This window comes from Streptomyces spiralis (assembly GCF_014654675.1).
Lineage (GTDB): Bacteria > Actinomycetota > Actinomycetes > Streptomycetales > Streptomycetaceae > Streptomyces > Streptomyces spiralis.
This window is the reverse complement of the sequence record NZ_BNBC01000009.1, coordinates 73,671-98,752: the sequence shown is the minus strand read 5'-3', so window position 1 is coordinate 98,752 and position 25,082 is coordinate 73,671. Positions and strand designations below refer to the sequence as shown.

The 25,082-nt window shown below is 70.6% G+C and carries 22 protein-coding genes, 1 tRNA gene and 1 riboswitch; of the genes, 19 read left to right on the top strand and 4 right to left on the bottom strand.

Annotated features, from left to right (window positions below; all coding sequences use genetic code 11):
* Nucleotides 1-369: 369 nt before the first annotated feature.
* The 12 genes from IE318_RS12320 (at nucleotide 370) to IE318_RS12265 (ending at nucleotide 13,889) form a co-directional block, all read left to right on the top strand.
* Entirely contained in the window at nucleotides 370-1,197 is an 828-nt protein-coding gene (locus tag IE318_RS12320) for a glycoside hydrolase domain-containing protein (RefSeq protein ID WP_189899604.1), read from the top strand.
* Nucleotides 1,198-1,355: 158 nt separating this feature from the next.
* Nucleotides 1,356-1,997 carry a SurA N-terminal domain-containing protein gene (locus tag IE318_RS12315; protein ID WP_189899602.1) on the top strand — a complete coding sequence of 214 codons (642 nt, stop codon included), beginning with the start codon at nucleotides 1,356-1,358 and terminating at the stop codon, nucleotides 1,995-1,997.
* Between the two features lie 40 nt (nucleotides 1,998-2,037).
* A complete protein-coding gene (locus tag IE318_RS12310) occupies nucleotides 2,038-3,027 on the top strand; it encodes a nucleoside triphosphate pyrophosphohydrolase (RefSeq protein WP_030164057.1) in 990 nt (329 codons plus the stop codon).
* Nucleotides 3,028-3,117: 90 nt separating this feature from the next.
* On the top strand, nucleotides 3,118-4,398 hold the full coding sequence (locus IE318_RS12305; RefSeq protein ID WP_189899600.1) for a cytochrome P450 family protein: 1,281 nt from the start codon (nucleotides 3,118-3,120) through the stop codon (nucleotides 4,396-4,398).
* Nucleotides 4,399-4,557: 159 nt separating this feature from the next.
* Complete coding sequence (locus IE318_RS12300) at nucleotides 4,558-5,688, top strand: LysM peptidoglycan-binding domain-containing protein (RefSeq protein WP_189899598.1); 1,131 nt, start codon at nucleotides 4,558-4,560, stop codon at nucleotides 5,686-5,688.
* A gap of 182 nt (nucleotides 5,689-5,870) precedes the next feature.
* Nucleotides 5,871-6,037, top strand: a riboswitch (cyclic di-AMP (ydaO/yuaA leader).
* Between the two features lie 4 nt (nucleotides 6,038-6,041).
* The gene (locus IE318_RS12295; RefSeq protein ID WP_189899595.1) at nucleotides 6,042-6,734 is read left to right on the top strand and encodes a LysM peptidoglycan-binding domain-containing protein; all 693 of its coding nucleotides are present in this window, start codon (nucleotides 6,042-6,044) and stop codon (nucleotides 6,732-6,734) included.
* A gap of 317 nt (nucleotides 6,735-7,051) precedes the next feature.
* The gene (gene eno, locus IE318_RS12290; RefSeq protein WP_030164070.1) at nucleotides 7,052-8,359 is read left to right on the top strand and encodes a phosphopyruvate hydratase; all 1,308 of its coding nucleotides are present in this window, start codon (nucleotides 7,052-7,054) and stop codon (nucleotides 8,357-8,359) included.
* A 101-nt stretch (nucleotides 8,360-8,460) separates the two neighbouring features.
* Nucleotides 8,461-8,946, top strand: coding sequence for an FtsB family cell division protein (locus tag IE318_RS12285; protein WP_189899593.1), 486 nt, complete (start codon nucleotides 8,461-8,463; stop codon nucleotides 8,944-8,946).
* A gap of 26 nt (nucleotides 8,947-8,972) precedes the next feature.
* Nucleotides 8,973-9,551: a DUF501 domain-containing protein gene (locus tag IE318_RS12280; RefSeq protein WP_030164072.1), complete on the top strand. Its 579-nt coding sequence runs from the start codon at nucleotides 8,973-8,975 to the stop codon at nucleotides 9,549-9,551.
* Entirely contained in the window at nucleotides 9,548-10,489 is a 942-nt protein-coding gene (locus IE318_RS12275) for a Ppx/GppA phosphatase family protein (RefSeq protein ID WP_189899591.1), read from the top strand. Before IE318_RS12280 ends, IE318_RS12275 begins: the two co-directional genes overlap by 4 nt.
* A gap of 494 nt (nucleotides 10,490-10,983) precedes the next feature.
* Nucleotides 10,984-12,366 (top strand): NAD(P)/FAD-dependent oxidoreductase, encoded by a 1,383-nt coding sequence (locus IE318_RS12270; RefSeq protein WP_078916895.1) that lies wholly within the window; start codon nucleotides 10,984-10,986, stop codon nucleotides 12,364-12,366.
* A 215-nt stretch (nucleotides 12,367-12,581) separates the two neighbouring features.
* Nucleotides 12,582-13,889, top strand: a complete 1,308-nt coding sequence (locus IE318_RS12265) for an SAM-dependent methyltransferase (protein WP_189899772.1) — start codon at nucleotides 12,582-12,584, stop codon at nucleotides 13,887-13,889.
* Nucleotides 13,890-13,958: 69 nt separating this feature from the next.
* Here IE318_RS12265 and IE318_RS12260 read toward each other — a convergent pair whose 3' ends face one another.
* Together IE318_RS12260 and IE318_RS12255 are read right to left on the bottom strand one after the other, a co-directional pair.
* Nucleotides 13,959-16,487: an ABC transporter permease gene (locus IE318_RS12260; protein ID WP_189899589.1), complete on the bottom strand. Its 2,529-nt coding sequence runs from the start codon at nucleotides 16,485-16,487 to the stop codon at nucleotides 13,959-13,961.
* A gap of 53 nt (nucleotides 16,488-16,540) precedes the next feature.
* On the bottom strand, nucleotides 16,541-17,341 hold the full coding sequence (locus IE318_RS12255) for an ABC transporter ATP-binding protein (protein WP_189899587.1): 801 nt from the start codon (nucleotides 17,339-17,341) through the stop codon (nucleotides 16,541-16,543).
* 466 nt (nucleotides 17,342-17,807) lie between these two features.
* On the opposite strand from IE318_RS12255, the gene IE318_RS12250 reads away from it, so the two are divergent.
* Nucleotides 17,808-17,890 (top strand) — tRNA-Leu (locus tag IE318_RS12250).
* Nucleotides 17,891-17,988: 98 nt separating this feature from the next.
* On the opposite strand, the gene IE318_RS12245 is transcribed toward IE318_RS12250, so the two are convergent.
* Together IE318_RS12245 and IE318_RS12240 are read right to left on the bottom strand one after the other, a co-directional pair.
* On the bottom strand, nucleotides 17,989-18,249 hold the full coding sequence (locus IE318_RS12245; RefSeq protein ID WP_229903480.1) for a hypothetical protein: 261 nt from the start codon (nucleotides 18,247-18,249) through the stop codon (nucleotides 17,989-17,991).
* Between the two features lie 163 nt (nucleotides 18,250-18,412).
* Nucleotides 18,413-18,811 (bottom strand): helix-turn-helix domain-containing protein, encoded by a 399-nt coding sequence (locus tag IE318_RS12240; RefSeq protein WP_030164087.1) that lies wholly within the window; start codon nucleotides 18,809-18,811, stop codon nucleotides 18,413-18,415.
* 241 nt (nucleotides 18,812-19,052) lie between these two features.
* On the opposite strand from IE318_RS12240, the gene IE318_RS12235 reads away from it, so the two are divergent.
* The 6 genes from IE318_RS12235 to IE318_RS12210 all read left to right on the top strand — a co-directional run bounded on the left by IE318_RS12235 (nucleotide 19,053) and on the right by IE318_RS12210 (nucleotide 25,000).
* Nucleotides 19,053-19,268 carry a hypothetical protein gene (locus IE318_RS12235; RefSeq protein WP_030164090.1) on the top strand — a complete coding sequence of 72 codons (216 nt, stop codon included), beginning with the start codon at nucleotides 19,053-19,055 and terminating at the stop codon, nucleotides 19,266-19,268.
* A gap of 50 nt (nucleotides 19,269-19,318) precedes the next feature.
* On the top strand, nucleotides 19,319-19,537 hold the full coding sequence (locus IE318_RS12230) for a hypothetical protein (protein WP_189899585.1): 219 nt from the start codon (nucleotides 19,319-19,321) through the stop codon (nucleotides 19,535-19,537).
* A gap of 113 nt (nucleotides 19,538-19,650) precedes the next feature.
* A complete protein-coding gene (locus IE318_RS12225) occupies nucleotides 19,651-21,585 on the top strand; it encodes a zinc metalloprotease (protein WP_189899583.1) in 1,935 nt (644 codons plus the stop codon).
* Between the two features lie 231 nt (nucleotides 21,586-21,816).
* Complete coding sequence (locus IE318_RS12220; protein ID WP_189899581.1) at nucleotides 21,817-22,491, top strand: hypothetical protein; 675 nt, start codon at nucleotides 21,817-21,819, stop codon at nucleotides 22,489-22,491.
* A 207-nt stretch (nucleotides 22,492-22,698) separates the two neighbouring features.
* A complete protein-coding gene (locus IE318_RS12215; protein WP_189899579.1) occupies nucleotides 22,699-23,874 on the top strand; it encodes a 4-hydroxybenzoate 3-monooxygenase in 1,176 nt (391 codons plus the stop codon).
* 214 nt (nucleotides 23,875-24,088) lie between these two features.
* Complete coding sequence (locus IE318_RS12210; RefSeq protein ID WP_030164106.1) at nucleotides 24,089-25,000, top strand: Bax inhibitor-1/YccA family protein; 912 nt, start codon at nucleotides 24,089-24,091, stop codon at nucleotides 24,998-25,000.
* Nucleotides 25,001-25,082: the final 82 nt, after the last annotated feature.

Sequence of the window (25,082 nt, the reverse complement as noted above, 5' to 3'; positions counted from 1 at the left end):
CGCTCAGAAGGCACACAGATCATGCACAGGTCAGGGGTTCGTCAACAGCCGGTCAAGGCCGAAGGCCTGACGTCCCGGGAGTGAGAGTGCCGCTGCGGGCACAGATGTTTTTGCCGTTGCTTGTGATAGTCATGTGCTGATCCAAAGGCTCCGTTTCCTGTTCACAGGAACCACATCGGTTACTTTGCGATCCGCCTCAGGCGCCGGGGGAGTGTCCGCAGCCGGACGCAGGCGCCGTATCAGGGGGCTCAGCAACGTATTCCAGCGGACGTACGTCGCGCGACCGTCGCCGTACGCCGCATCCGACACGCACGCGTGCCCGTGCACGCACGCACGCGCGCGTGCACACAGCCACAGACAGGGGTGGGGATGGCCGAGCACCGGCAGTCCAGGAAGCGCAGGTACATCACGTGGGGAGTGGCCGGTGCCGCCGTTCTCGCGGGTGCCGGGATCGCGGCGCAGACCTCGATGGCCGCGACCACCTGGCCGGCCCAGAAGACGTTCACCGGACGCGCCTTCGACACCTGCACCGCGCCCTCGCTGTCCACCATGAAGGCCTGGCACACCGGCTACTACGGTGCCGCAGCCGTCTACGTCGGCGGCAAGAACCGCGGCTGCTCCCAGCCCAACCTGACCGCCTCCTGGGTGAAGTCGGTCAGCTCGATCGGCTGGAAGCTCATCCCGATCTACGTCGGCGCCCAGCCGCCGTGCCAGACCAGCTCCAACCCGGAGAAGCTCACCGCCTCCACCGCGTCCACCCTGGGTACCGGCGACGCCAACGACGCCGTGTCCAAGGCCTCCGCGCTCGGCATGAAGGCCGGCAGCGCGATCTACCTGGACATGGAGCCGTACGACATCACCGACAAGTCGTGCAACGACGCCGTGCTCGCCTACGTCCGCGCCTTCGACAAGCAGCTGCGCACCAAGACCTACCGCGCCGGCTTCTACGGCTTCACCAGCTCCAGCGCCAAGGCCATCGCCACCGCCACCAACAAGACCGACCTGCCCGGCAACCTCTGGTACGCCCTGTGGGACAAGAAGGAGACCACGACCACGGACTGGCCGTGGGGCTCCACCCAGTTCACCAACCACAGCCGTGCCCACCAGTACATGGTGAACAGCAAGGAGTCGCACGGCGGCGTCACCCTCACCGTCGACCGCGACGAGTGGGACGCGCCCGTGGCCATCACCGGCTGAGCCGCCCGGGAGGCGGGGCAGAGTCTGAAACACCGGGCAGTACCTGAAACACCCGGGGAATCGTTGGTCGAATGGGTTGGCCGGAGGCCGCCCGCTGCCTAACATCGATCACCGCAAGACTTTGTGCACCGCCGCACAATCTCCAACGGGAGGTTCACTTGCACCGCCGCCGTCGCACCGCGCTCGTCCTGTCCGCCGCGATCGTCGCGGCACCTCTCCTCGCCGCCTGCGGAAACGACGCGCACCCCGGCGCGGCGGCCGTCGTGGACGGACAGCGGATCACCGTCGCCCAGCTGCAGAGCCGGGTGGACGAGGTACGCCGCGCGCAGCGGGCCGCGGTGGCCGACGAGACGCAGTACGAGCAGGCCGTCGCCCGGACCGGCACCCTCGCCCGGGACACCCTGCACCAGATGGTGCTCGACCGGGTGCTGGACCGTGCCGCCCGGGACGCGGGGGTCAGCGTCACCCCGCGCGAGGTGCAGGACATGCGCACCGGCCTCGAGCAGCAGGCGGGCGGCTCCAAGGGGCTCGAGACGGCCTGGCTCCAGCAGTACGGGGTGCCGCCGCAGCGCCTCGACGAGAACCTCCGCCTCCAGGTCGAGGCCCAGAAGCTGGCCATGGCCCTGCACACCGACACCAGCCAGCCGGCCTTCTGGAAGGCCCTGTCCACCGCCTCCCACGAACTCCGCATCGACCTCAACCCGCGCTACGGCGCCTGGGACGTCGAGAAGGGCGGCGTCGACGCCAAGACCCCGTGGCTGCGGAACGTCTCGGCGCCGGCGGCGCAGCAGACCGCCTGAGCCACGTGCGCCCCGGGGCGGGTGCGTTACGTTCGGAAGCGTGAACACCACCACCGACCACGCCTCCGCGACGACCCCACCGGCCCCCGGCCGCATCGTCCTGCTCACCACCAGCCACCGGGTCGCCCCCGGGCTGCTGTCCTGGCCGGCCTGGCAGGCGCTGCACGCGGCCGACGAGGTGCTGTGCGCGGACGCCGCACACCCGCAGCTGCCGTATCTGCGCGAGGCGGGCACGGCCGTGACCGAGGCGTCGCCGAGCGCCGAGGAACTGGTGGACGCCTGCGCCGGCGGGCGCACCGTCGTGGTGGTGGCGACCGGCGAGGGCGAGCCCGCCCTGACCGACGGCCTCGCCCGCCTCGCCGGCTCCGGGCGGGCCGTCATGCCGGAGCTGGAGCTGCTGCCCGCCTCCTACGACCTGCCCGGCGCCCGCCTGCTCGACCTCGTGCAGGTCATGGACCGCATCCGCGCCGAGTGCCCGTGGTCGTCCCGGCAGACCCACCAGGGACTGGCGAAGTACGCCATCGAGGAGGCGTACGAGCTGGTGGAGTCGATCGAGGAGGGCGAGCGGGAGGAACTGCGCGAGGAACTGGGCGACGTCCTGCTCCAGGTCGTCTTCCACTCGCGCATCGCCGAGGAGGACCCGGACGCGCCCTTCTCCATCGACGACGTGGCCGGCGGCATCGTCGCCAAGCTGATCCACCGCCACCCCCACGTCTTCGGCGAGGAGACGGCCACGACGCCGGAGGAGGTCAAGGAGCACTGGCTGCGCACCAAGGCCGAGGAGAAGCGCCGCACCTCCGTCACCGAGGGCGTCCCCCTCCACCAGCCCGGCCTCGCCCTCGCGGCCAAACTGGCCTCCCGCGTACGCACGGCGGGCCTGGAGGTCCCCTTCCCCAAGGGCGAGGGCATCGGCTACGAACTCCTGGCCCTGGCGGCCCGCGCCGAGTCGGAGGGCGTGGACCCGGAGGCGGCCTTGCGCGCGGCGGCGAGGGCATACCGGGACGCGATCAGGGAGACGGAAGAAAAGTAGGGCCCCGCCGGGGCCCGAGGGGCGCGGGGCTGTGTCGCTGTGCGGCGGGGGCGAAAACCCGAACGGCCACCCGCGACTAGGGTCAGCTCCATGCACGACCAGCCGACCGACCCCGCGGACACCCCGCCTCCCCTCTTCACCTGGGAGTTCGCGAGCAACCCCTACCCCGCCTACGCCTGGCTCCGCGAGCACGCCCCCGTGCACCGCACCCGCCTGCCCAGCGGAGTCGAGGCCTGGCTGGTCACCCGCTACGCCGACGCCAGGCAGGCCCTGGCCGACCAGCGCCTGAGCAAGAACCCGGCGCACCACGACGAGCCCGCGCACGCCAAGGGCAAGACCGGCATCCCCGGCGAGCGCAAGGCCGAGCTGATGACGCATCTGCTCAACATCGACCCGCCGGACCACACCCGGCTGCGCCGCCTGGTCAGCAAGGCGTTCACGCCCCGCCGGGTCGCCGAGTTCGCGCCACGCGTACAGGAGCTGACCGACGACCTCATCGACCGGTTCGCGGCCCGCGGCACCGCCGACCTCATCCACGAGTTCGCCTTCCCGCTGCCCATCTACGCCATCTGCGACATGCTCGGCGTCCCGCGCGAGGACCAGGACGACTTCCGCGACTGGGCGGGCATGATGATCCGCCACGGGAAAGGCCCGCGGGGCGGGGTCGCGCGGTCGGTGAAGAAGATGCGGGGCTACCTCGCCGAGCTGATCCACAGGAAGCGCGAGGCCCTGCCCGCCGAGCCGGCCCCCGGCGAGGACCTGATCTCCGGCCTCATCCGCGCCTCCGACCACGGTGAGCACCTCACCGAGAACGAGGCCGCCGCGATGGCCTTCATCCTCCTCTTCGCCGGGTTCGAGACGACCGTCAACCTGATCGGCAACGGCGTGTACGCCCTGCTCACCCACCCCGAGCAGCGCCACCGGCTCCAGGGCTCCCTCGCCCGTGGCGAGCGCGGCCCGCTGGAGACCGGCGTCGAGGAACTGCTCCGCTTCGACGGTCCCGTGGAGCTGGCCACCTGGCGGTTCGCCACCCGGCCGCTCACCATCGGCGGACAGGACATCGCCGCGGGCGACCCCGTGCTCGTCGTGCTCGCCGCCGCCGACCGGGACCCGGAGCGGTTCGCCGACCCGGACACCCTCGACCTCGGCCGGCGCGACAACCAGCACCTGGGGTACGGGCACGGCATCCACTACTGCCTCGGCGCCCCGCTCGCCCGCCTCGAGGGCCAGACCGCGCTCGCCACCCTCCTCACCCGGCTGCCGGATCTCCAACTCGATGCCGAACCGGCCGACTTGCGCTGGCGCGGCGGGCTCATCATGCGCGGACTGCGGACGTTGCCCGTCCGCTTCACCCCGGCAGCGCGGCCTTGAGGGATGCAAAGGTGACACACGTTCAACTATGTGATCTTCACGTGATCTGCGCGGCATGAACTTGTGACGGAGGATCGTCAGCCGATACGTTCACGCATCAGCGTGACGTACGAGCATCACCCGTCACGTCGGTCCCTGTTGTCGCCGAAAGGTCCTTGCATGCTCTCCGGGAACGGTCGCCACCGTCGCCCCCGTCAGGCTCCGGCCCTCTTCGTCACCGCCGGAGTGACCGGCTCCGCCATCGCCATCCCGCTGCTGGGCGCCACCGGCGCGCACGCGGCCGACGGCACCACGTGGGACAAGGTGGCGCAGTGCGAGACGGGCGGCTCCTGGAGCGCCGACAACGGCAACGGCTACTACGGCGGCCTTCAGCTGACCCAGGACGACTGGGAGAAGTACGGCGGCCTCGACTTCGCCCCGAGCGCCGACCAGGCCAGCCGGTCCCAGCAGATAGCCGTGGCCGAGAAGATCCTCGCCGACCGGGGCCCCGGCGCCTGGCCCACCTGCGGCCTGCTCTCCGGGCTCACCAGGGACTCCGGTGCCGCGAGGGTCGACACGGGTGTGAGCGGCGGTTTGTCCTTGGGATCCGGTTCCTCCGGTTCCTCGGACTCCTCCGGTAGGTCCGACTCGTCGCGTGCGTCCGGATCGTCGGGGTCGAGTGACACGTCCGGCTCGTCCCGTGTGGGTGACCCCGGGCTCGGCGACTCGTCGCAGGACGCCGGTAACTCCGGTTCGTCCGGATCCTCTTCGGATTCCGCCTCCGGTTCCGAATCCTCCTCTTCGGGCGATTCATCCTCCGAATCCCCCACGAATCCGTCCGATTCGCACTCTACGCCCGGAAAGGACGGCGACACCCACGAGTCCGGCGCGACGCCCGGATCGGGTGCGGAGGGTGCCGCGACGCCCGGGGCGTCGCCTTCGACCGCGCCCAACCGTGACGACTCGGACAACTACGGGCAGAGTGTCGGTTCTTCGGCCCTCGTCGACACCGGAGCCCTGGGCGCCGGCCGGCACCGCGGCGGCAGCGCCGCCGAGGACGCGACGGAGGGCTCGACGGCGGCCGGCGGCGGCCGGCACGCCTCCCGGGGCGACGACGGTACGCACACCGCCTCCGTCGACTCCTACACCGTCCACACCGGCGACTCACTGGCCTCCATCGCCGACTCCCTTGACGTCCACGGCGGGTGGCACGCGCTCTACGACGAGAACAAGGCGGCCATCGGCTCGGACCCGAACCACATCGTTGCCGGTCAGAGCCTGGATGTCCCGGTCGAAAACGCCCAGAACTAGCGGGAGTTCGCGTCATGGTTCGCGCCGAATGTCCCATTCGGTGAAAGTGTGGGATGAGTCTCAGAAGCCCTGATCGTCTTTGAAATCGGGCCGATCGCGTGTCTACGGTCATGACCGCTCGCCACCGCGAGCCCCGGCTGCCGCAACGCCGAATCCTGCCAGCGGCCGTACGGGAACAGTCGTCGCGTCGAGCGCCGTAGGCAGGAGCGGGGGACCCAAGGTAAGTGCCGCACCGGGCAGTTCGTCCGGAGTGGCTTGGGGTGAAGCCGTGCCTCTTCAGGGGCGCGGCCGGGCAACTCAACCGGCCCGAACCCGACAGCTCACCTCGCAGGCGTCGGTGAGGGGATCCATCCATGCTGTTTTCCGGCAAGGGCAAGCACCGTCGTCCCTCCAAGGCCACCCGCGCCATCGCACTCGCCGGTGTCGCCGGCGCCGCCGTCGCCGGCCCGCTGATGGCGGCCGGCAACGCCTCCGCCGCCACCGCCTCCGAGTGGGACGCGGTCGCCCAGTGCGAGTCCGGCGGCAACTGGTCCATCAACACCGGCAACGGCTTCTACGGCGGCCTGCAGTTCACCAACTCCACCTGGGCCGCGTACGGCGGCACCGCCTACGCCTCGCGCGCCGACCTGGCCACCAAGGCGCAGCAGATAGCCGTCGCCGAGAAGGTCCTGGCGGGTCAGGGCAAGGGCGCCTGGCCGGTGTGCGGCAAGGGCCTGTCGAGCACCCCGTACAGCGGTGCCGCGGCCTCCACCGGCAGCACCGCCAAGAGCACCACGACCAAGAGCACCACCACCCGCTCCACCGAGAAGCAGGCCGCCAACCGCTCCGCCACGCGTCCGGCACCGAAGAAGACCGTCACCACCCCGACCGGCAAGAAGGTCAAGAAGGGTGACGGCGAGTACAAGGTGGTCTCCGGCGACACCCTCAGCTCCATCGCCGCCGAGCGCCACGTCAAGGGCGGCTGGGAGAAGCTGTTCCAGCTGAACAAGGACATCGTCGAGGACGCGAACCTCATCTACCCCGGCCAGCAGCTGCACCTGAAGTAAGCAGCGGGCGGCGCGGGCCGCAAGCCGCAGGCCCGCCCCCCGTCCCGTGGGCTTCCCGTCCCACGGGCCCCCGTCCCCACGGACTCCCCGCCCCGGCGCGTGTTCCCCCGTACGCGCCGGGGCGGGGGCTTTTCTTCACCGGCCGTTCCTCTCGTCTTTCCGCATCTCCGCCCCGCCCCTTTGTTCCGAGCGGGAACAATGTGTACCGTCACCCTGTCCACGGGACGGTCGGTCGGTCGGCCGGGGCCCCGGGACGGTTAGGCTCTAGTCGCAAGGCTCACAAGCCCCGCACTCTCAGCGTCACATCCACGAAGGAGATGCTCGTGCCGTCCATCGACGTCGTCGTAGCCCGGGAAATCCTGGACTCCCGAGGCAACCCCACGGTCGAGGTCGAGGTCGGCCTCGACGACGGCAGCACGGGTCGTGCCGCCGTCCCGTCCGGCGCCTCGACGGGCGCCTTCGAGGCCATCGAGCTGCGCGACGGGGACCCCAACCGCTACCAGGGCAAGGGCGTCGAGAAGGCCGTCCTCGCCGTCATCGAGCAGATCGGCCCGGAGCTGGTCGGCTACGACGCCACCGAGCAGCGCCTGATCGACCAGGCCATGTTCGACCTGGACGCCACCGACAACAAGGGCTCCCTCGGCGCCAACGCCATCCTCGGCGTCTCCCTCGCCGTCGCCCACGCCGCCTCCGAGGCCAGCGACCTGCCCCTCTTCCGCTACCTGGGCGGCCCGAACGCGCACCTGCTGCCGGTGCCGATGATGAACATCCTGAACGGCGGCTCGCACGCCGACTCCAACGTGGACATCCAGGAGTTCATGATCGCCCCCATCGGCGCGGAGTCCTTCTCCGAGGCCCTGCGCTGGGGCACCGAGGTCTACCACACGCTGAAGAAGGTCCTGAAGACCAAGGGCCTGTCCACCGGCCTCGGCGACGAGGGCGGCTTCGCCCCGAACCTCGGCTCCAACCGCGAGGCCCTCGACCTCATCCTCGAGGCCGTCAAGCAGGCCGGGTACGTCCCCGGTGAGCAGATCGCCCTGGCGCTGGACGTCGCCGCCTCCGAGTTCTACAAGGACGGCAAGTACCTCTTCGAGGGCAAGGAGCGCTCCGCCGCCGAGATGACGGAGTACTACGAGGAGCTCGTCGCGGCCTACCCGCTCGTCTCCATCGAGGACCCGCTGTTCGAGGACGACTGGGCCGGCTGGAAGGTCATCACCGACAAGCTCGGCGACAAGGTCCAGCTGGTCGGCGACGACCTGTTCGTCACCAACCCCGAGCGCCTGGCCCGCGGCATCGAGGAGGGCACCGCCAACGCCCTGCTGGTGAAGGTGAACCAGATCGGCTCGCTGACCGAGACCCTGGACGCCGTCGAGCTGGCCCAGCGCAACGGCTTCAAGTGCATGATGTCCCACCGCTCCGGCGAGACCGAGGACGTCACCATCGCCGACCTGGCCGTCGCCACCAACTGCGGCCAGATCAAGACCGGCGCCCCGGCCCGCTCCGAGCGCGTCGCCAAGTACAACCAGCTGCTGCGCATCGAGGAGATCCTCGACGACGCCGCCGTGTACGCCGGCCGCAGCGCCTTCCCGCGCTTCCGCGGGCACGTCGAGGTCTCCAAGGGCTGACCTCCACCGGGCTGAGTCTTAGCCAGTCGTCCGTACGTCCCCGTACCCGGTCCCGTACCGTGTCCGGGGACGTACGCACGTGTGAAGGGGAGGCGGGGACCATGGCCGTGAAGGACCGGAGCGACCGGGACCGGTTCTCCACCGCGACCAGGCTCAGGCTGCTCGGGGAGCAGACCGCGGCCCGCGTCTACCGCTCCCAGACCCGGCGTCAGGCCCGCCGCTCCCGGCTCACCGGGCGCGCCGCGCTGCTCGCGCTCGTGGTCTGCTCGCTGGTGGTCGCCCTGGCCTACCCGATGCGGCAGTACGTCTCCCAGCGCGCCGACATCGCCGACCTGCAACGGCAGAAGCGGCAGGCCCAGCAGCGGGTCGAGCAACTGCGCGACCAGAAGGCGCGCTGGCAGGACGACGCGTACGCCGAGCAGCAGATCCGGCAGCGGCTGCACTATGTGCTGCCCGGGGAGACCGGCTACATCGTGGTCGACCCGGGTGCGGCCAAGCAGTCCCGCACCGAGCGGGGGACGACCCGCCACCCCTGGTACACCAACGTCTGGTACGGAGTCGACAAGTCCGACGCCGCCCACCAGTGAACCGACAGAGAGATTTCCCCACAGGCATGGAAACACCCCCGCCGCCCACCCCGCGCACCGAACCCACCGACGCGGACGTCGAGGCCTTCAAGCAGCAGCTCGGGCGGCCGCCGCGCGGGCTGCGCGCGATCGCGCACCGCTGCCCGTGCGGGCAGCCGGACGTCGTGGAGACGGCCCCCCGGCTGCCCGACGGCACGCCCTTCCCCACGCTGTACTACCTGACCTGCCCGCGGGCCGCGTCGGCGATCGGCACGCTGGAGGCCGACGGCGTGATGAAGGAGATGACCGAGCGGCTGGCGAGCGACCCGGAGCTGGCGGCGGCGTACCGGGCCGCGCACGAGGACTACATCCGGCGCCGGGACGAGATCGAGGAGCTGACGGGCTTTCCGAGCGCGGGCGGCATGCCCGACCGGGTCAAGTGCCTGCACGTCCTGGTCGCCCACTCGCTGGCGGCCGGCCCGGGCGTGAACCCGCTGGGCGACGAGGCGATCGCCATGCTGCCGGAGTGGTGGCGCAAGGGTCCGTGCGTGACGCTGCCGGACGAGCCGGGGAAGAACGAGCCGGGCGAGAACGAGTCGGGGAAGAACGAGGAGGACGCCCAGTGAGCCGGGTCGCCGCCATCGACTGCGGTACGAACTCCATCCGTCTGCTCGTCGCGGACGCGAACCCCCAGACGGGCGAACTCGTCGACCTGGAGCGGCGCATGACGATCGTGCGGCTCGGTCAGGGCGTCGACCGCACCGGCCGGCTCGCGCCCGAGGCGCTGGAGCGCACCTTCGCGGCCTGCCGCGAGTACGCGCAGGTCATCAAGGAGTACGGCGCCGAACGGCTGCGTTTCGTGGCGACCTCCGCCTCCCGGGACGCCGAGAACCGGGACGAGTTCGTGCGCGGGGTGGTGGGCATCCTCGGGGTCGAGCCCGAGGTGATCACCGGCGACCAGGAGGCCGAGTTCTCGTTCACGGGTGCGACGAAGGAACTGACGGGGCGTGACCACCTGGACAAGCCCTTCCTGGTCGTGGACATCGGCGGCGGCTCCACGGAGTTCGTCGTGGGCGACGACCACGTGCGGGCGGCGCGCTCCGTGGACGTGGGCTGCGTGCGCATGACCGAGCGTCACCTGCTGCGGGACGGCGTGGTGAGCGACCCGCCCACCGAGGCGCAGATCGCGGCGATAAGGGCCGACATCGACGCGGCGCTGGACCTCGTCGAGGAGACGGTCCCGCTGCGCGAGGCGCGCACCCTGGTGGGCCTGGCGGGGTCGGTGACGACCGTGTCGGCGATCGCGCAGGACCTGCCCGAGTACGACTCGGCCCGCATCCACCACTCCCGGGTCTCCCACGACCGCGTCCGCGAGATCACACGGGAACTGCTCCACTCCACGCACGCCGAGCGGGCGACGATCCCGTCCATGCACCCCGGGCGGGTCGACGTGATCGGCGCGGGGTCCCTGGTCCTGCTGGCCATCATGGAGCGGATCGGCGCGGAGGAGGTCGTGGTCAGCGAGCACGACATCCTCGACGGCATCGCATGGTCGGTGGCCTAGGCGGGCTGCCACCCGCCCGGGGGCCCGGCCGCCGGGAACCCGGCCGCCGGGCTCCGCTCCGTGCATGTATGCTACTGCTCGGTAACATCTCTTGAGCAGGGACGACGTCGTATGAGCGGGGCCGGCTCGGCCCTTCGGGCGACCGGGTGACATTCCGTCGGGAAAACTTCGTGAAGTTCTTCACAAGGAATTCGGTCCGAGAGGGGGGTCCGGCGGCCTTCACGGGGCCTTCTGGGCTCCCGGCGGGCCGTCGGGAGCGTCGGGAAGGGTGTCCGCGGAGGATTCCGCAAGGGCCGGACGGGACCCCTCGGTGAGGGCCGTGAGGGCTTGGAGTGGCAGCTCACGCGCCCTTGACAACGGTCGTTACCGGACGCCGGTTCCCTTCCGGTGTCATGACCTCCGTCACGCGGGTCGCGGAGTTTAGCACAGGGCCTGTGGAAGCTTGTGAAGGGGCGCACGAGGTACCCCCCTGAGCCGGGTGGATACTCGATGGCATGAGCACCACGGAGCGTCCCAGGATCCTCGTAGTAGGCGGTGGGTACGTAGGCCTGTACGCAGCTCGGCGCATCCTCAAGAAGATGCGCTACGGAGAGGCGACCGTCACGGTCGTTGACCCCCGGTCGTACATGACCTACCAGCCCTTCCTCCCCGAAGCCGCCGCCGGCAGCATCTCCCCTCGGCACGTCGTCGTCCCGCTGCGACGCGTGCTGCCGAAGGCGGAGGTCCTCACCGGCCGGGTCACCACCATCGACCAGGACCGCAAGGTCGCCACGATCGCCCCGCTGGTGGGCGAGGCGTACGAGCTGCCGTTCGACTACCTGGTCATCGCCATGGGCGCGGTCTCCCGCACCTTCCCGATCCCCGGCCTCGCCGAGCAGGGCATCGGCATGAAGGGCATCGAGGAGTCCATCGGCCTGCGCAACCACGTGCTGGAGCAGCTCGACAAGGCCGACTCCACCACGGACGAGGAGATCCGCCGCAAGGCACTCACCTTCGTCTTCATCGGCGGTGGCTTCGCCGGCGCCGAGACCATCGGCGAGGTCGAGGACATGGCCCGGGACGCGGCCAAGTACTACAACAACGTCTCCCGCGAGGACATGCGGTTCATCCTCGTCGACGCCGCGGACAAGATCCTGCCCGAGGTCGGCCCGAAGCTCGGCCAGTACGGCAAGGAGCACCTGGAGAGCCGAGGCGTGGAGATCTACCTCTCCACCTCCATGGACTCCTGCGTCGACGGCCACGTGGTGCTGAAGAACGGCCTCGAGGTCGACTCCAACACCATCGTGTGGACGGCCGGCGTCAAGCCGAACCCGGCCCTCGCCCGCTTCGGTCTGCCCCTCGGCCCGCGCGGCCACGTGGACACCGCGGCCACGCTCCAGGTCCAGGGCACCGACTACATCTGGGCCGCCGGCGACAACGCCCAGGTGCCGGACCTCGTCGGCCGCAAGGCGGGCAACGAGAACGCCTGGTGCCCGCCCAACGCCCAGCACGCGCTGCGCCAGGCCAAGGTCCTCGGCGACAACGTGGTCTCCGGCATGCGGGGCTTCCCGCAGAAGGAGTACAGCCACGCCAACAAGGGCGCGGTCGCGGGCCTCGGCCTGCACAAGGGCGTCGCGATGATCGTCATGGGCAAGATGAAGATCAAGCTCAAGGGCCGTCTCGCCTGGTACATGCACCGCGGCTACCACGGTCTGGCCATGCCGACCTGGAACCGCAAGATCCGCATCTTCGCCGACTGGACCCTCGGCATGTTCCTCAAGCGCGAGGTCGTCTCCCTCGGCGCCATGGAGAACCCCCGCGAGGAGTTCTACGAGGCCGCCAAGCCCGCGCCGGTCGCCGCCGCGAGCAAGCCGGAGGCCAAGGCCAAGGCCTCCTGACCGACGGTCACCGGTTCAGCCCTCGAAGGGGCCGCCCGCCATCCGTGGTGCGGGCGGCCCCTTCGGCGTTCCCGGCGCGACTCCGGGCCCCCGAATACATGTGTGCTGCAGCTGTTTTGCCCAGTCGTAACCCGCTTGCGGGACTGCGCGGAGGGCGTCCTGGTGTTTACGTGGTGGATGACATTCCGGCGTTCGTCGTCACGGAGGTGTGCACCATGCCCGACGCCGCGCTGCGGCTCACAGAACTGCTCGAACAGCTGCTGGGTGCCCCGGTACCGGTGCGCGTCCGCGCCTGGGACGGCTCGGAGTCCGGGCCGCCCGGGACGCCCACCCTCGTCGTGCGCAACCGCCGCGCGCTGCGCCGGTTGCTGTTCAAGCCCGGCGAACTCGGCCTGGCCCGTGCCTGGGTGGCCGGGGACCTGACGGTCGAGGGCGACCTCTACACCGCCCTGGGCCTGCTCTCCGGCCTGATCTGGGAGCGCGGGGAGGACGCCCGGGGCCTCGCCGGGACGCTGCGTGATCCCCAGGCGCGGGCCGCCGCCCTGGGCCTGGTGAAGCTGGCCGGGCCGCCGTTGCCGCCCGCCCCGCCCCCCGAGGAGGTCCGCCGTCCCGGCCATCTGCACACCCGGCGCTCCGACAAGCGCGCCATCAGCCACCACTACGACGTCGGCAACGACTTCTACGAACTCGTCCTCGGCCCGTCGATGGTGTACTCCTGCGCCTACTGGCCGGCCCCCGAACCCGGCGCCACCCTCGAACAGGCCCAGCACGACAAGCTGGAACTCATCTGCCGCAAACTCGACCTGAAGCCCGGTCAGCGCCTCCTCGACGTGGGCTGCGGCTGGGGCTCCATGGCCATCCACGCGGCCCGCGAGCACGGCGTGAGCGTCGTCGGCGTCACCCTGTCCCAGGAGCAGGCGGTGTACGCCCGCAAGCGCGTCGCCGACGAGGGACTGACCGACCGGGTCGAGATCCGCGTCCAGGACTACCGCGACGTGGCCGACGGGCCGTACGACGCGATCTCCTCCATCGGCATGGCCGAACACGTCGGCGCCGCCCGCTATCTGGAGTACGCGAACGATCTGTACGCGCTGCTCAAGCCCGGCGGACGGCTCCTGAACCACCAGATCGGCCGCCGCCCGCAGCGCGACGAGTCGGCGTACCACGTGGACGAGTTCATCGACGCCTACGTCTTCCCGGACGGCGAACTCGCCCCCATCGGCACCACCGTCACCCAGTTGGAGCGCGCCGGCTTCGAGGTGCGCGACGTGGAGTCGATCCGTGAGCACTACGCGCTCACCCTGCGCCGCTGGGTCGCCAACCTGGAGGCGAACTGGGCGCGGGCGGTGCAGCTGACCAGCCCCGGCCGCGCCCGGGTCTGGCGGCTGTACATGGCGGCCTCCGCCCTCGCCTTCGAGCGCAACCGCATCGGCGTCAACCAGGTGCTGGCCGTGAGGACCCCCGAATCCGGTGACTCGGGGATGCCACTGCGGGCCCGCACGTGGGGCACACCGGGCGGCTGACGGTCACGTGTGCGTACGCCGAGGGGCCCCGTTCCGTCGAGGAACGGGGCCCCTCGCGCAGCCGCGCCGCTACTCCGACTTGATGGCCTGCAGCATGTTCAGCCGGGCCGCCCGTCGGGCCGGCCACAGCGCTGCCAGCACACCGACCGTCGCCGCCAGCAGCAGGAAGACCCCCATCCGGGCCCAGGGCAGCACCAGTTCGTACGTCGCCATCCTTGCGCCGAGCAGCTCACCGGCCGCCCAGCCGAAGAACACGCCCAGGCCGATGCCGAGGACCCCGCCGAACAGGGAGATGACCAGGGACTCCAGGCGGACCATCCGCTTGATGCCCTTGCGGTCCAGGCCGATCGCGCGGAGCATGCCGATCTCCTGGGAGCGCTCGAACACCGACATCGCCAGGGTGTTGATGACACCGAGGACCGCCACGATCACCGCCATGGCGAGCAGGCCGTAGAGCATGTTCAGCAGCAGCGTGAAACTGCGCGCGATGGTGTTGGAGATGTCCTTCTTGTCCTGGATCTTGATCGCCGGGTTGGAGCCGAGCGCCTCGACCAGCCGGTCCTTGGTCGCGGCGGACGTGCCGTCGGCGGTCTTCACCATGACCTGCATGTCGGTCGGGTCCGACTGGTGCGGGGCGAGGGTGGCGTTGTCGAGCATGATCCCGCGGATCATCTCGTTGCCCTCGTAGATCCCGGCGACCGTCAGCTTCTGCTTCTTCCCGTCCTCGTAGGAGACGGTGAAACCGGAACCGGCCGTCCAGTGGTGGTGCTCGGCGGTGTCCTTGTCGACCACGACCCGGGTGCCGCCGACCGAGAAGGAGCCGTCGTCGACCTTCAGATCGGTCAGCCTGCCGATCACGGCGCCGTTCACGCCGGTCAGGAACTCCGTCTCGCCGTCGATGCGGGAGGGCGCGTTGCGCAGCGGGCTGGTGGCGGTGACGCCCTCGGTGGTCCTCAGCTTCCGGTCGACGTCCGGGGACAGGTCGTTGCCGTTCGCCATCGACACCACGTAGTCGGCGCGGATCGAGGAGGACGCCATCCTGTCGATCGCCTGCTGCAGGCTGCCCGCCATCACCGTCATGCCGGTGATCAGGGTCAGCCCGATCATCAGCGCGGACGCGGTGGCCGCCGTACGGCGCGGGTTGCGCACCGAGTTCTGCCGGGCCAGCCTGCCGGAGACACCGAAGACGCGCAGCACCGGGTCGGCGGCCGCGATCAGCGGCCGGGACAGCAGCGGGGTCAGGACGAACACACCGACGATCAGCAGCACCGCACCGAGGCCCATGGGGGCCTGACCGGTGTCGCCGTCCATCTTGGTGGCCGCCAGGATCACCACGATGCCGGCCGCCGAGAACAGGGCGCCGAGCGTGTTGCGCAGCACCAGCGACTTGGTGGTGGCCTGCGCGTGCACGCTGCTCATCGCCGCCACCGGCGGGATCTTCGCGGCGCGCCGGCCGGGCAGCCACGCGGCGAGCATGGTCACGAGGATGCCGACCGCGAGAGCGGTGGCGACGGTGCCGGGCGTGACGACCAGCGGCCCGTCCGGCACGGTGGCGCCCAGCGACCCCAGCAGGGACCGCAGCCCCGCGCCGATGCCGATACCGGCGACCAGACCGGTCACGGCGGCCACCGCGCCCACCACGAACGCCTCGATCAGCACCGACCGGGTGACCTGCCGGCGGGAGGCGCCGACCGCGCGCAGCAGCGCCAGTTCCCTGGTGCGCTGGGCGACCAGCATGGTGAAGGTGTTGGCGATGATGAACGTGCCGACGAACAGCGCGATCCCGGCGAAGACCAGCAGCCCCTGCTTCATGCTGCTCATGGACGAGGAGATCGCCCGCGCCTGGTCGTCGGCGAGCTGCCTGCCGGTGGTCGTCTCGGTCTTCCCCTTCGGCAGCGCCTCGTCCAGCTGCGCCTTCAGCGCCGTCTGGCTGGTGCCGGCCTTCGCCTTCACGTCGATCTCGTCGTACGTGCCCGGCTTGCCGAACAGCTTCTGCGCGGTGGTCGTGTCGAACAGGGCGAGGCTGCCGCCGGCGGCGACGTTGCCGTCGTCGGTGGTGAAGATGCCGCTGACGGTCGGGGTGAGGACGGGGCCGTCGACGGAGATCCGCACGGTGTCGCCGACCTTGTAGCCGGTCCGCCGGGCGGTCTCGGAGTCGATGAGGACCTGGCCCTTGCCGTGCGGGGCGGTGCCGTCGGTGAGCGGGTAACGGGGGTCCTTGCCGCCCCAGTAGTTCCCGCCCTCCGACTGGAAGCCGCCGCCGATCAGCTTGCCGTCCTTGTCGGCGATCGCGGTGAAGCCGCGCACGACACCGAGGGCGGAGGCCGCCCCCGGCACACGGGCGCTCTGCTCCAGCGTCGCCCGGGTCAGCTCCGGCGTCCTGCCGACCCGGTCGCCCTTGCTCTTCTGGTGCTTGGCCTCGACGGCCACGTCGACATGGTCGAAGCCCTTGGCGGCGCTGTTCTGGAAGGCGTCGGAGATGGTGTTGGTGAAGACCAGGGTCCCCGAGACGAATGCGACGCCGAGCATCACGGCGAGCACGGTCATGAGGAGCCGGGCCTTGTGCGCGAGCACGTTGCGCAAGGCGGTGCGGAACATGGAGGTTGTCTCTGTCCAGGTGTACGAGGTGGGGAGGGGCTTGTCCGGGGAGGTCAGCTGGTGCGGGCCTTGGCGTCGAATCCGGGCCTCTGGGGGCTGCCCCCAGGAAGATTCCGCATGCGGTCCAGCACGCTGTCGGCCGTCGGGCCGTACACCTCGTCCACGATCCGGCCGTCCGCGAGGAACACCACCCGGTCCGCGTACGCCGCCGCCACCGGGTCGTGGGTCACCATCACGACCGTCTGGCCGAGTTCGCGCACGGAGTTGCGCAGGAAGCCGAGCACCTCGGCGCCCGAGCGCGAGTCGAGGTTTCCGGTGGGCTCGTCACCGAAGATGATGTCCGGCCGGGAGGCCAGCGCCCGCGCGACGGCGACGCGCTGCTGCTGACCGCCGGACAGCTGCGAGGGCCGGTGCCCCAGCCGGTCGGCGAGCCCGACCATCGCGATCACCGTGTCCAGCCACTGCTTGTCCGGCTTGCGGCTCGCGATGTCCATGGGGAGCGTGATGTTCTCCAGGGCCGTCAGCGTCGGCAGCAGGTTGAACGCCTGGAAGATGAAGCCGATCTTGTCCCGGCGCAACCGGGTGAGCTGCTTGTCCTTCAGGGAGCCCAGCTCCGTCTCGCCGATGCGCACGGACCCGGAGGAGAAGGTGTCCAGGCCCGCCACGCAGTGCATCAGCGTGGACTTGCCGGACCCGGAGGGGCCCATGATCGCGGTGAACTCGGCCTGCCGGAAGTCGACGGAGACCCGGTCGAGGGCGACCACCTGGGTCTCGCCCTGTCCGTAGATCTTCGACAGATCCGTGGCGCGCGCGGCCACGGCGGTGGTCCGGCCGGCGATGGAAGAGGTGGTCACGGGTGAACGCTCCTGACGGGACGACGGATGATCGAGGGGTTCTCGAGGTCTTGGGGTTCTCGAGGCCCGGGGGTGCTCAGGCTTCTCGGAGATGTGACCATCGTCGTCGCCGGACGGGCCCGCCGAGTCAGCCGCTGCTCCGGTTCCGGGGGGCGACTCGGGTCGGACCGCACACGCCCGTGTCATACCTGGGGATGACTCCGGTCCCTGAGACGCGTCAACGTCGCTCCCCCGGAAGGGCGACGTCGGGACCGGGTGGAGTGGCGTTGTTCAGACGGTGAAATTCCGTCATTCCGCGTGCGCGCGTGGACTCGGCCCGTAAGGCTGTCGGCAGGTGCCGACCGGCGGTTAGGAGTGCTGATGGACCCTCAGGAGTCAATAAAATAAGACAACATAGGTCCGTCAGTCCGCTGTTCGGGGGACGCCTCCCGATAGGCTCGGAACCTCAGCGCGGAGCCCATGGCCTGCCCGGATGGTGGAATGCAGACACGGCGAGCTTAAACCTCGCTGCCCCTCGCGGGCGTACCGGTTCAAGTCCGGTTCCGGGCACCTCCACGTCACGGCACCTCACCTGTCCGCGGGCAGCGAGGTGCCGTTCCGCTGTCCGCGGGGGCGGGGAGGTGCCCTTCGGCCTTCGGTGTGGGTGGTCAGCCCTCATAGACCGTCAGGACGGCGCCGTCGATCTCGATGCGGCGGCCCGCGCGCATTCCGTTGCGGCGCAGGGTGCGCAGGCAGGTGTGGAACAGGACCAGCTCCTCCGCGTCCAATATCGCGGCGGCCAGGTCCAGGAGCTCGGCGAGGGCCTCGTCGGTGAGCACCTCGGGCAGTTCACCGGACAGCAGGACCATCGCGTCTCCGGCGGGATTCCGCACCACGGCCGTGGTCGGTCCGCCATGCACGAACAACACATGTCCCCCCTGGGAGCCCGGGGTCGTGCGGCTTTCGCGCCTCGGGCAGACGAGAGACTAGCGGCGGATCTCGATGGGTATCGGCTCGTCTGAATTCTTTTTCCGACTTGGCGGGAGAACGTCCGTTCGGTGGCGCCGGATGTCCGGCCCGTGCCCCGGGCTCTCAGTTCTCCCGTGAGGCGCGGTCCAGCAGCGACTCCACCAGGGCCGCGACATGGCGGCGGTCGTCGGCCGACAGCTTCTGCACGCTGGCGATGAGCAGGTCGACCTCGGGATCCGCGGGACGGGAGGCCTCCCCGTCGGCGCCCGGGGTGGTGGAGGGGCCGTAGACATGGATGCCGCAGGCCTCCGCGGCGGCCCGGCGGACGGTGTCCAACGGAAGTTCCAGGCCCTTGGACAGTCCCTCCAGCGTGGCCGGCTGGGGCATGCGCACCACGCGGTCGGCGGTGGCCAGGTGGTGGACCGTGGAGCGGGGAATGCCGCCGCGGCGCGCGACATCGCCGTAGGACCAGCCCTTGCGGTCGAGGCGCTCACGGATCAACTGCTGCAGTGCGTTGGCCACCGGTGGTCACTTCCTGCTCGCCGCCTGGCAAAACCCGTGGGAACCCTCCACGTGGGGCTCGATTCTACGGGCGTCGGCGCATACCGCCGAGAGGGGGATTCATGGACGGGGTTGCGCAAGTGCTTCACGAGGCCCTAGTGTCCAATCTCGTTGGACAGCTCGTCCGACCAAGTTGGACAGAGTCCGGGGGGAACCTGACTCTCTCCGACCGGACACGCCCATCCCTGAGGGGGAATTGACCATGATGGACGCCCACGAGCTCGAGGCCGAGTCCGCGGAGCTGCTGCCGGGCCGCGAGGCCCTCGGCCGCCTGAAGTTCAGCTTCACCAAGTCGGTGAACGTGACCAAGCACGTCGCGAACATCTCGGCCGCCAACCAGTCCGCCGCCCTGAACGACCACTCGTTCGGCTCCGTGGCCAGCTCCGGCGCCGGCCAGAGCATCAACGTCAGCCAGTAACACCTGCCCCACCTCTACCCAGACACTTAGCAATCGAAAGGACGTCCGTCATGAGCATGGACATGCACGAGCTGGACACCGAGTCGGCGGAGCTGCTGCCGGGCCGCGAGGCCCTCGGCCGGCTGAAGTTCAGCTTCACCAAGTCGGTGAACGTCACCAAGCACGTGGCCAACATCTCGGCGCACAACGAGTCCGCCGCGCTCAACGACCACTCCGCGTGGTCCGCCGCCGAGTCGCAGGCCGTCCAGAGCATCAACGTCTCGCAGTAGCGGCACCACTGCAGCGCCCCGAGCGGCGCTGACGACGACGCCACCGGGGGCGGACCGCGCGGGGGGTACGACGCGGTCCGCCCCCGGAGGGACGACGTGGGGGGAGATTACATATGACGGTGCTCGGAGACGGGGCGCCGACACTGCACGACACGGGCCCGGTCCCCGGGCCCGGCGGCTGGCCGGTGACCTACGAGCAGGTGGCGACGGGCACCCTGCCGGTCGTCGAGCAGCAGCCGCCGCCGCTCGTCCCACGCCTGAGCGCGGGACTGCGGCTGCACGGCGAGTACCAGGGGTCGGGCTTCACCGAGCCCAAGTACATCGCCCGTCGGGGGGACGGGCAGGTCGTGCAGCTGTCACGGCTGCTGTATCTCGTCGCCTCGTCCGTCGACGGCGTCCGCGACGCCGAGACCATCGCCCACCGCGTCAGCGCACGGTTCGGACGCGAGGTCAGCGGCGAGAACATCCGCTACCTGGTCGAGAACAAACTCGAACCGCTCGGGGTGACGGTCCCCGACGGCCAGGAGAGCGAGGAGGTCGACGCGCCGCGCTCCGATCTCCTGCTCGCCCTCAAGGGCCACCGGGTGATCTTCAACGAGCGCCGTACGGCGAAGATCGCCCGGACGTTCGCCTGGCTGCACCGGCCGGCCGTGGTCGCGCTGGTGCTCGCCTCGGCGGTCGTCATGGACGTCTGGCTGTTCGGCTTCTTCGGGGCGATCGAGCCGGTCCTGGAGGTCCTCGACCAGCCCGTCCTCATCCTCATCGTCTTCGTGCTCACCGTGGCCTCCCTCGTCTTCCACGAGTTCGGCCACGCCTCCGCCTGCAGATACGGCGGCGCCCACCCCGGCTGCATCGGCTGCGGGCTCTTCCTCATCTGGCCGTCGATGTACACCGACGTCACCGACGTCTACCGGATCGGCCGGGGCGGACGGCTCCGCACCGACCTGGGCGGGGTGTACTTCAACGTCGTCTTCATGCTCGCCATGGCCGGGGCGTACTTCGCCACCGGGGCACCGTTCTTCCTGGCCGCCGTCTACCTCGGCCACTTCGAGATCCTGGAACAGCTGATGCCGGCCGTCCGCCTCGACGGCTACTACATCCTCGGCGACCTGGCCGGGGTGCCCGACCTGTACGGCAAGATCAAGCCGATCCTGCTGGGCCTGGTGCCGGGCAGGAGGGGCCGGGCCGCCCGCAAGGAGGTCGCCGGGCTGAAGAAGTCGGCGCGCACCATCGTCGCCACCTGGGTGCTGACGATGGTCCCGCTGATCGTCGGCGAACTCGGCTACGCCCTGTGGAACCTGCCGCGGATCATCACGACCATGATCCGGTCGCTGACCGAGCAGATCGTCGGCACCGGCTCGGCGTTCGTCGACGGGCGCATCGTCGAGGGCCTGGTCGGCCTCATCGGCTGCGTCATGCTGCTGTGCCCGATGGCCGGCGTCGTCTATCTCTCCGTGAAGCTCGGCGGGCGGCTCTTCCGCGCCGCGAAGCGGGCCACGGCGGGGCGGCCGGTGCTGCGGCTGGCGGTGTGCGCGCTCACGCTGGCCGGGCTCGGCGGGCTCGGCTATGCCTGGGTGTCCGGGATGACACCGCAGCCGCTGCCGAAGAAACCGCCGATCGCGCCGATCCTCCAGCCCGGGGTGTCCACGCAGGAGCCGCAGCCGCGGCACGCCTCGACACCGGGAGGGCCGTCGTCGGGCGATCCGTCCGGCGGGGCCTCCGCGGTGCCGTCGGGGACGGCGGGGACGGCATCCGCCGGTACGACGGGGCCCAGTGACGGGCCGTCGGCGTCGGCGTCGGGCAGTGCGGCCGCCTCCGCCTCGGAGTCGGGTGCGGGCTCCGTGGAGCCGAGTGCCACGCGTCGGGAGGTGCCCAGCGGCGAGGGGACGGCGGGGGAGCCGGCGCCGTCCGTGTCGGCCGGGGGATCGGCGCCGGAGGTTTCGCCCACGGCGTCCGAGAGCGTGTCGGCCGTGCCGAGCGAGAGCACGTCCGCGGTGCCGCCGCCGTCCGGCAGCGGGTCCGCCAGTCCTGTTGCTGCCTCGCCCTGACTCACGCGCCGCCGCGCGACCCAACTGCGGGCAGTCGTGCCTCCCCCAGTGCCTGACGCCTGGGAGGCGCCGCCCAGGGCGGCACGGGTGGGCGATGGGGGTGCCCCCGCGCGAGCGCGTTCGAGCGCGGGAGAGGCACCCCGCACTCGCGGGCAGGCGCACCCACCGGACGGCCACCCCCACCGGGCCGCACATGCAACGCCACTTTCTCAATTCACCGCAGGAGAGCCCATGAGCAGTCATCGCAAGCCGCGTTCCTCCAGTCGTCCCCTTACTCAGCGAGCCGTGCGGATAGGGCTGTTCGCCGCCGGGGTCGCCGGGGTGGCGACCGCCGTGCCGGCGCAGGCGGCGACCGCCGCGCCGCATGCCGCCGTCGCCTCCGACGCCGTGTTCAGTCACGCCGACCGGGTGCACCACACACAGGCCAGGGACTCGTTCACCGTGCGCCAGTACGGCACGGTGAACGCCGCCGCCGTGCGCAACCAGGCCAACGCCGTCTCCGTCGGCTGCTCGGCCGACGACGCGTGCCGTTCCGTGGCGCTGTCCTTCCAGATCGTCACGTTCGCCGGCGAGCGCACGCACCTGAACGCGGTGAACCTCAGTGACGCCGCCAACAAGAAGTGCACGGGCTGTCAGACCCTGGCCGGCGCCTACCAGTTCGTCGTCTCCACGCCCACCCCGATCACCTTCGACGCCGCCACCCGGCGCAAGCTCGACGACATCCACCGCCGGCTCGACGTGCTGACCCGTTCCTCGCTCCCCGCCGCCGAACTGAGGTCGCGGGTCGACGGCCTGGCGACCGAGGTCGGCACCGTCCTGCACGACGCGGTCGCCGATGCCCCGAAGGGCGAGGCGCCGCCCGCCGTGACCCTGCACCGCCACCTGGACGGCTGGCCGGGTCACTGACCGCGCCGTAGTCGTCGCGGTCGTCCCCCTGGGCCGACCGCCGGATCCGCGACCGTGAACGCGGATCCGGCGGCCGGCCGTCGCCGTGTGGGGACGAGAACCATTGACATCGGCTGGGTGCGGGCGGAGACTCAGGCGAGGCGAAATCGGTGAATAAAACTTCACCACGCGAACGCGGCAACGACGCCCACCCGAAGGGAACGACCGATGCGCACCACCGTCGGCATCATCGGAGCCGGCCCGGCCGGCCTGCTGCTCGCCCGGCTGCTCCACAACGCCGGAATCGACTCGGTCGTCCTGGAGAGCCGTGACCGCGCCTACGTCGAGCAGCGGCAGCGGGCCGGAATCCTGGAGCAGGGCACGGTCGACGTGCTGCGCGCGGCCGGTGCCGGGGAGCGGATGGACCGCCGGGGGCTGCGGCACGACGGGATCGAGCTGCGGTTCGACCGTCGCCGGCACCGGGTGGACTTCCCCCGGCTGACCCGTGGGCGGTCCGTGATGGTCTACGCCCAGACGGAGGTCTGCAAGGACCTCATAGCCCTCCAGCTCAAGGAGGGCGGACCGCTGCTGTTCGAGGCGGAGGCGCTGGCCGTGGAGGGCGCGGAGAGCGACCGCCCGGCCGTCCGGTTCCGCCACGGCGGGCGCGAGGACGTCCTGGAGTGCGACTACGTCGTCGGCTGCGACGGCTTCTGGGGTGTGGCGCGGAAGGCCGTCCCCGCCGGGCTCTCCCGCGTGTTCGAACGGACGTACCCCTTCGGCTGGCTGGGGATCCTCGCCGACGTCGCCCCCTCCCACGACGAGCTGGTCTACGCCCGCCACGACCGCGGCTTCGCCCTGCTGTCCATGCGGTCCCCCTCCGTCTCCCGCCTCTACCTCCAGGTCCCCGCCGACACCGACGCGGAGACGTGGTCCGACGAAGAGATCTGGGACGAACTCGAGCGGCGGCTGGAGACGGACGACGACTGGACGCTGCGGCGCGGACCGATCACCCAGAAGTCCGTCACCCCCATGCGCTCCTACGTCCACGAGCCCATGCGTCACGGCCGGCTCTTCCTCGCCGGTGACGCCGCCCACATCGTGCCGCCCACCGGCGCCAAGGGCCTGAACCTCGCCGTCGGCGACGTCGTCACCTTCGCGCGGGCCCTGACGCACCGGCAGGAGACGGGGTCCACCGAGCTGCTGGACGCCTACTCGGCGACCTGTCTGCGACGGGTCTGGCAGGCCGAGCGGTTCAGCTACGACATGACGACGATGCTGCACCGTCACCCGGAAGCCACCCCCTTCGAGGAGCGGCTGCAACTGGCACGCCTGGACCGGATCGCCTCCTGCCGGGCGGCCGAGACGGACCTCGCCGAGGGCTACACCGGCTTCCCGATCGGCTGACGGAGTGCTTCTGGTCCCTCGGGATCTCCGGCTGATTCCAGCCATGTCGCAGGTTGGTCATGAATGGGCCCGCCCGTCGCCGGGAATCACCTGCCCGCGTAGCGTGTTCCGCAGCAGGACGAGGGAAAGATCCTTCCCAGGTATTAGGGTCGATCCTTTGCCGTTCCATTACTCTTGAGCCAAGGTCGCTTCGTGTCGGCCATGGAGGAGTGAGATGAGGAGCAGAAACCCGGTCTTCTCGCGACGGGGATTCAGCCGCGACAACGGCTACGCGGGCTTCAACACCGCGCCGCAGGCCGGGGGCCCCGCTGTCGGCACGCAGGGCAATCCGTACGCGCAGGGCAATCCGTACGCCCAGCCGAGCGGCAACCCCTACGCGCAGAATCCTTACGCTCAGCAGGACCTGCAGTACGGCGCGCCGCCGCAGGCCCCGGCCACCACCGGCCGCATGACGATGGACGACGTCGTCGTGCGCACCGCGTCCACGCTCGGCACCCTGGTCGTCACGGCCGCGCTCGCCTGGGCGCTGCTGCCGGTCGACGAGGCGCAGATCAGCCGGTCGTACGGCATCGGCATCGGTGCCGCGCTGATCGGCATGGTGCTGGCCTTCGTGCAGTCCTTCAAGCGCAAGGCCTCGCCCGCGCTGATCCTGTCCTACGCCGCGTTCGAGGGCGTGTTCCTCGGCGTCGTCTCCAACATCGTGGACACCCACATCGCGAACGGCGCGGCCATGCAGGCCGTGATCGGCACGATGGCGACCTTCGCCGCCGTGCTGGTCGCGTACAAGGCGGGCTGGATCCGCGTCAACCGGCGGTTCGCCGGCTTCGTGATGGCGGCCACGCTCGGCTTCCTGCTGCTGATGGTGGTGAACCTGCTGTTCGCCGCGATCGGCGGCGGCGACGGCCTCGGCTTCCGCAGCGGCGGGCTCGGCATCATGTTCGGTGTCATCGGCGTCATCCTCGGCGCCTGCTTCCTCGCCCTGGACTTCAAGCAGGTCGAGGACGGCATCGCCTACGGCGCGCCGCGCGAGGAGGCCTGGCTCGCGGCCTTCGGCCTCACCGTGACGCTGGTGTGGATCTACATGGAGTTCCTGCGGCTCATCGCGATCCTCAACAGCAACGACTAGCGGCCACGGCAACGACCGCCGGCGGTCGTCCGCAGCGGTCGTCCGCATGACGAAGGGCCCCGGTTCCCGCCGGGGCCCTTCG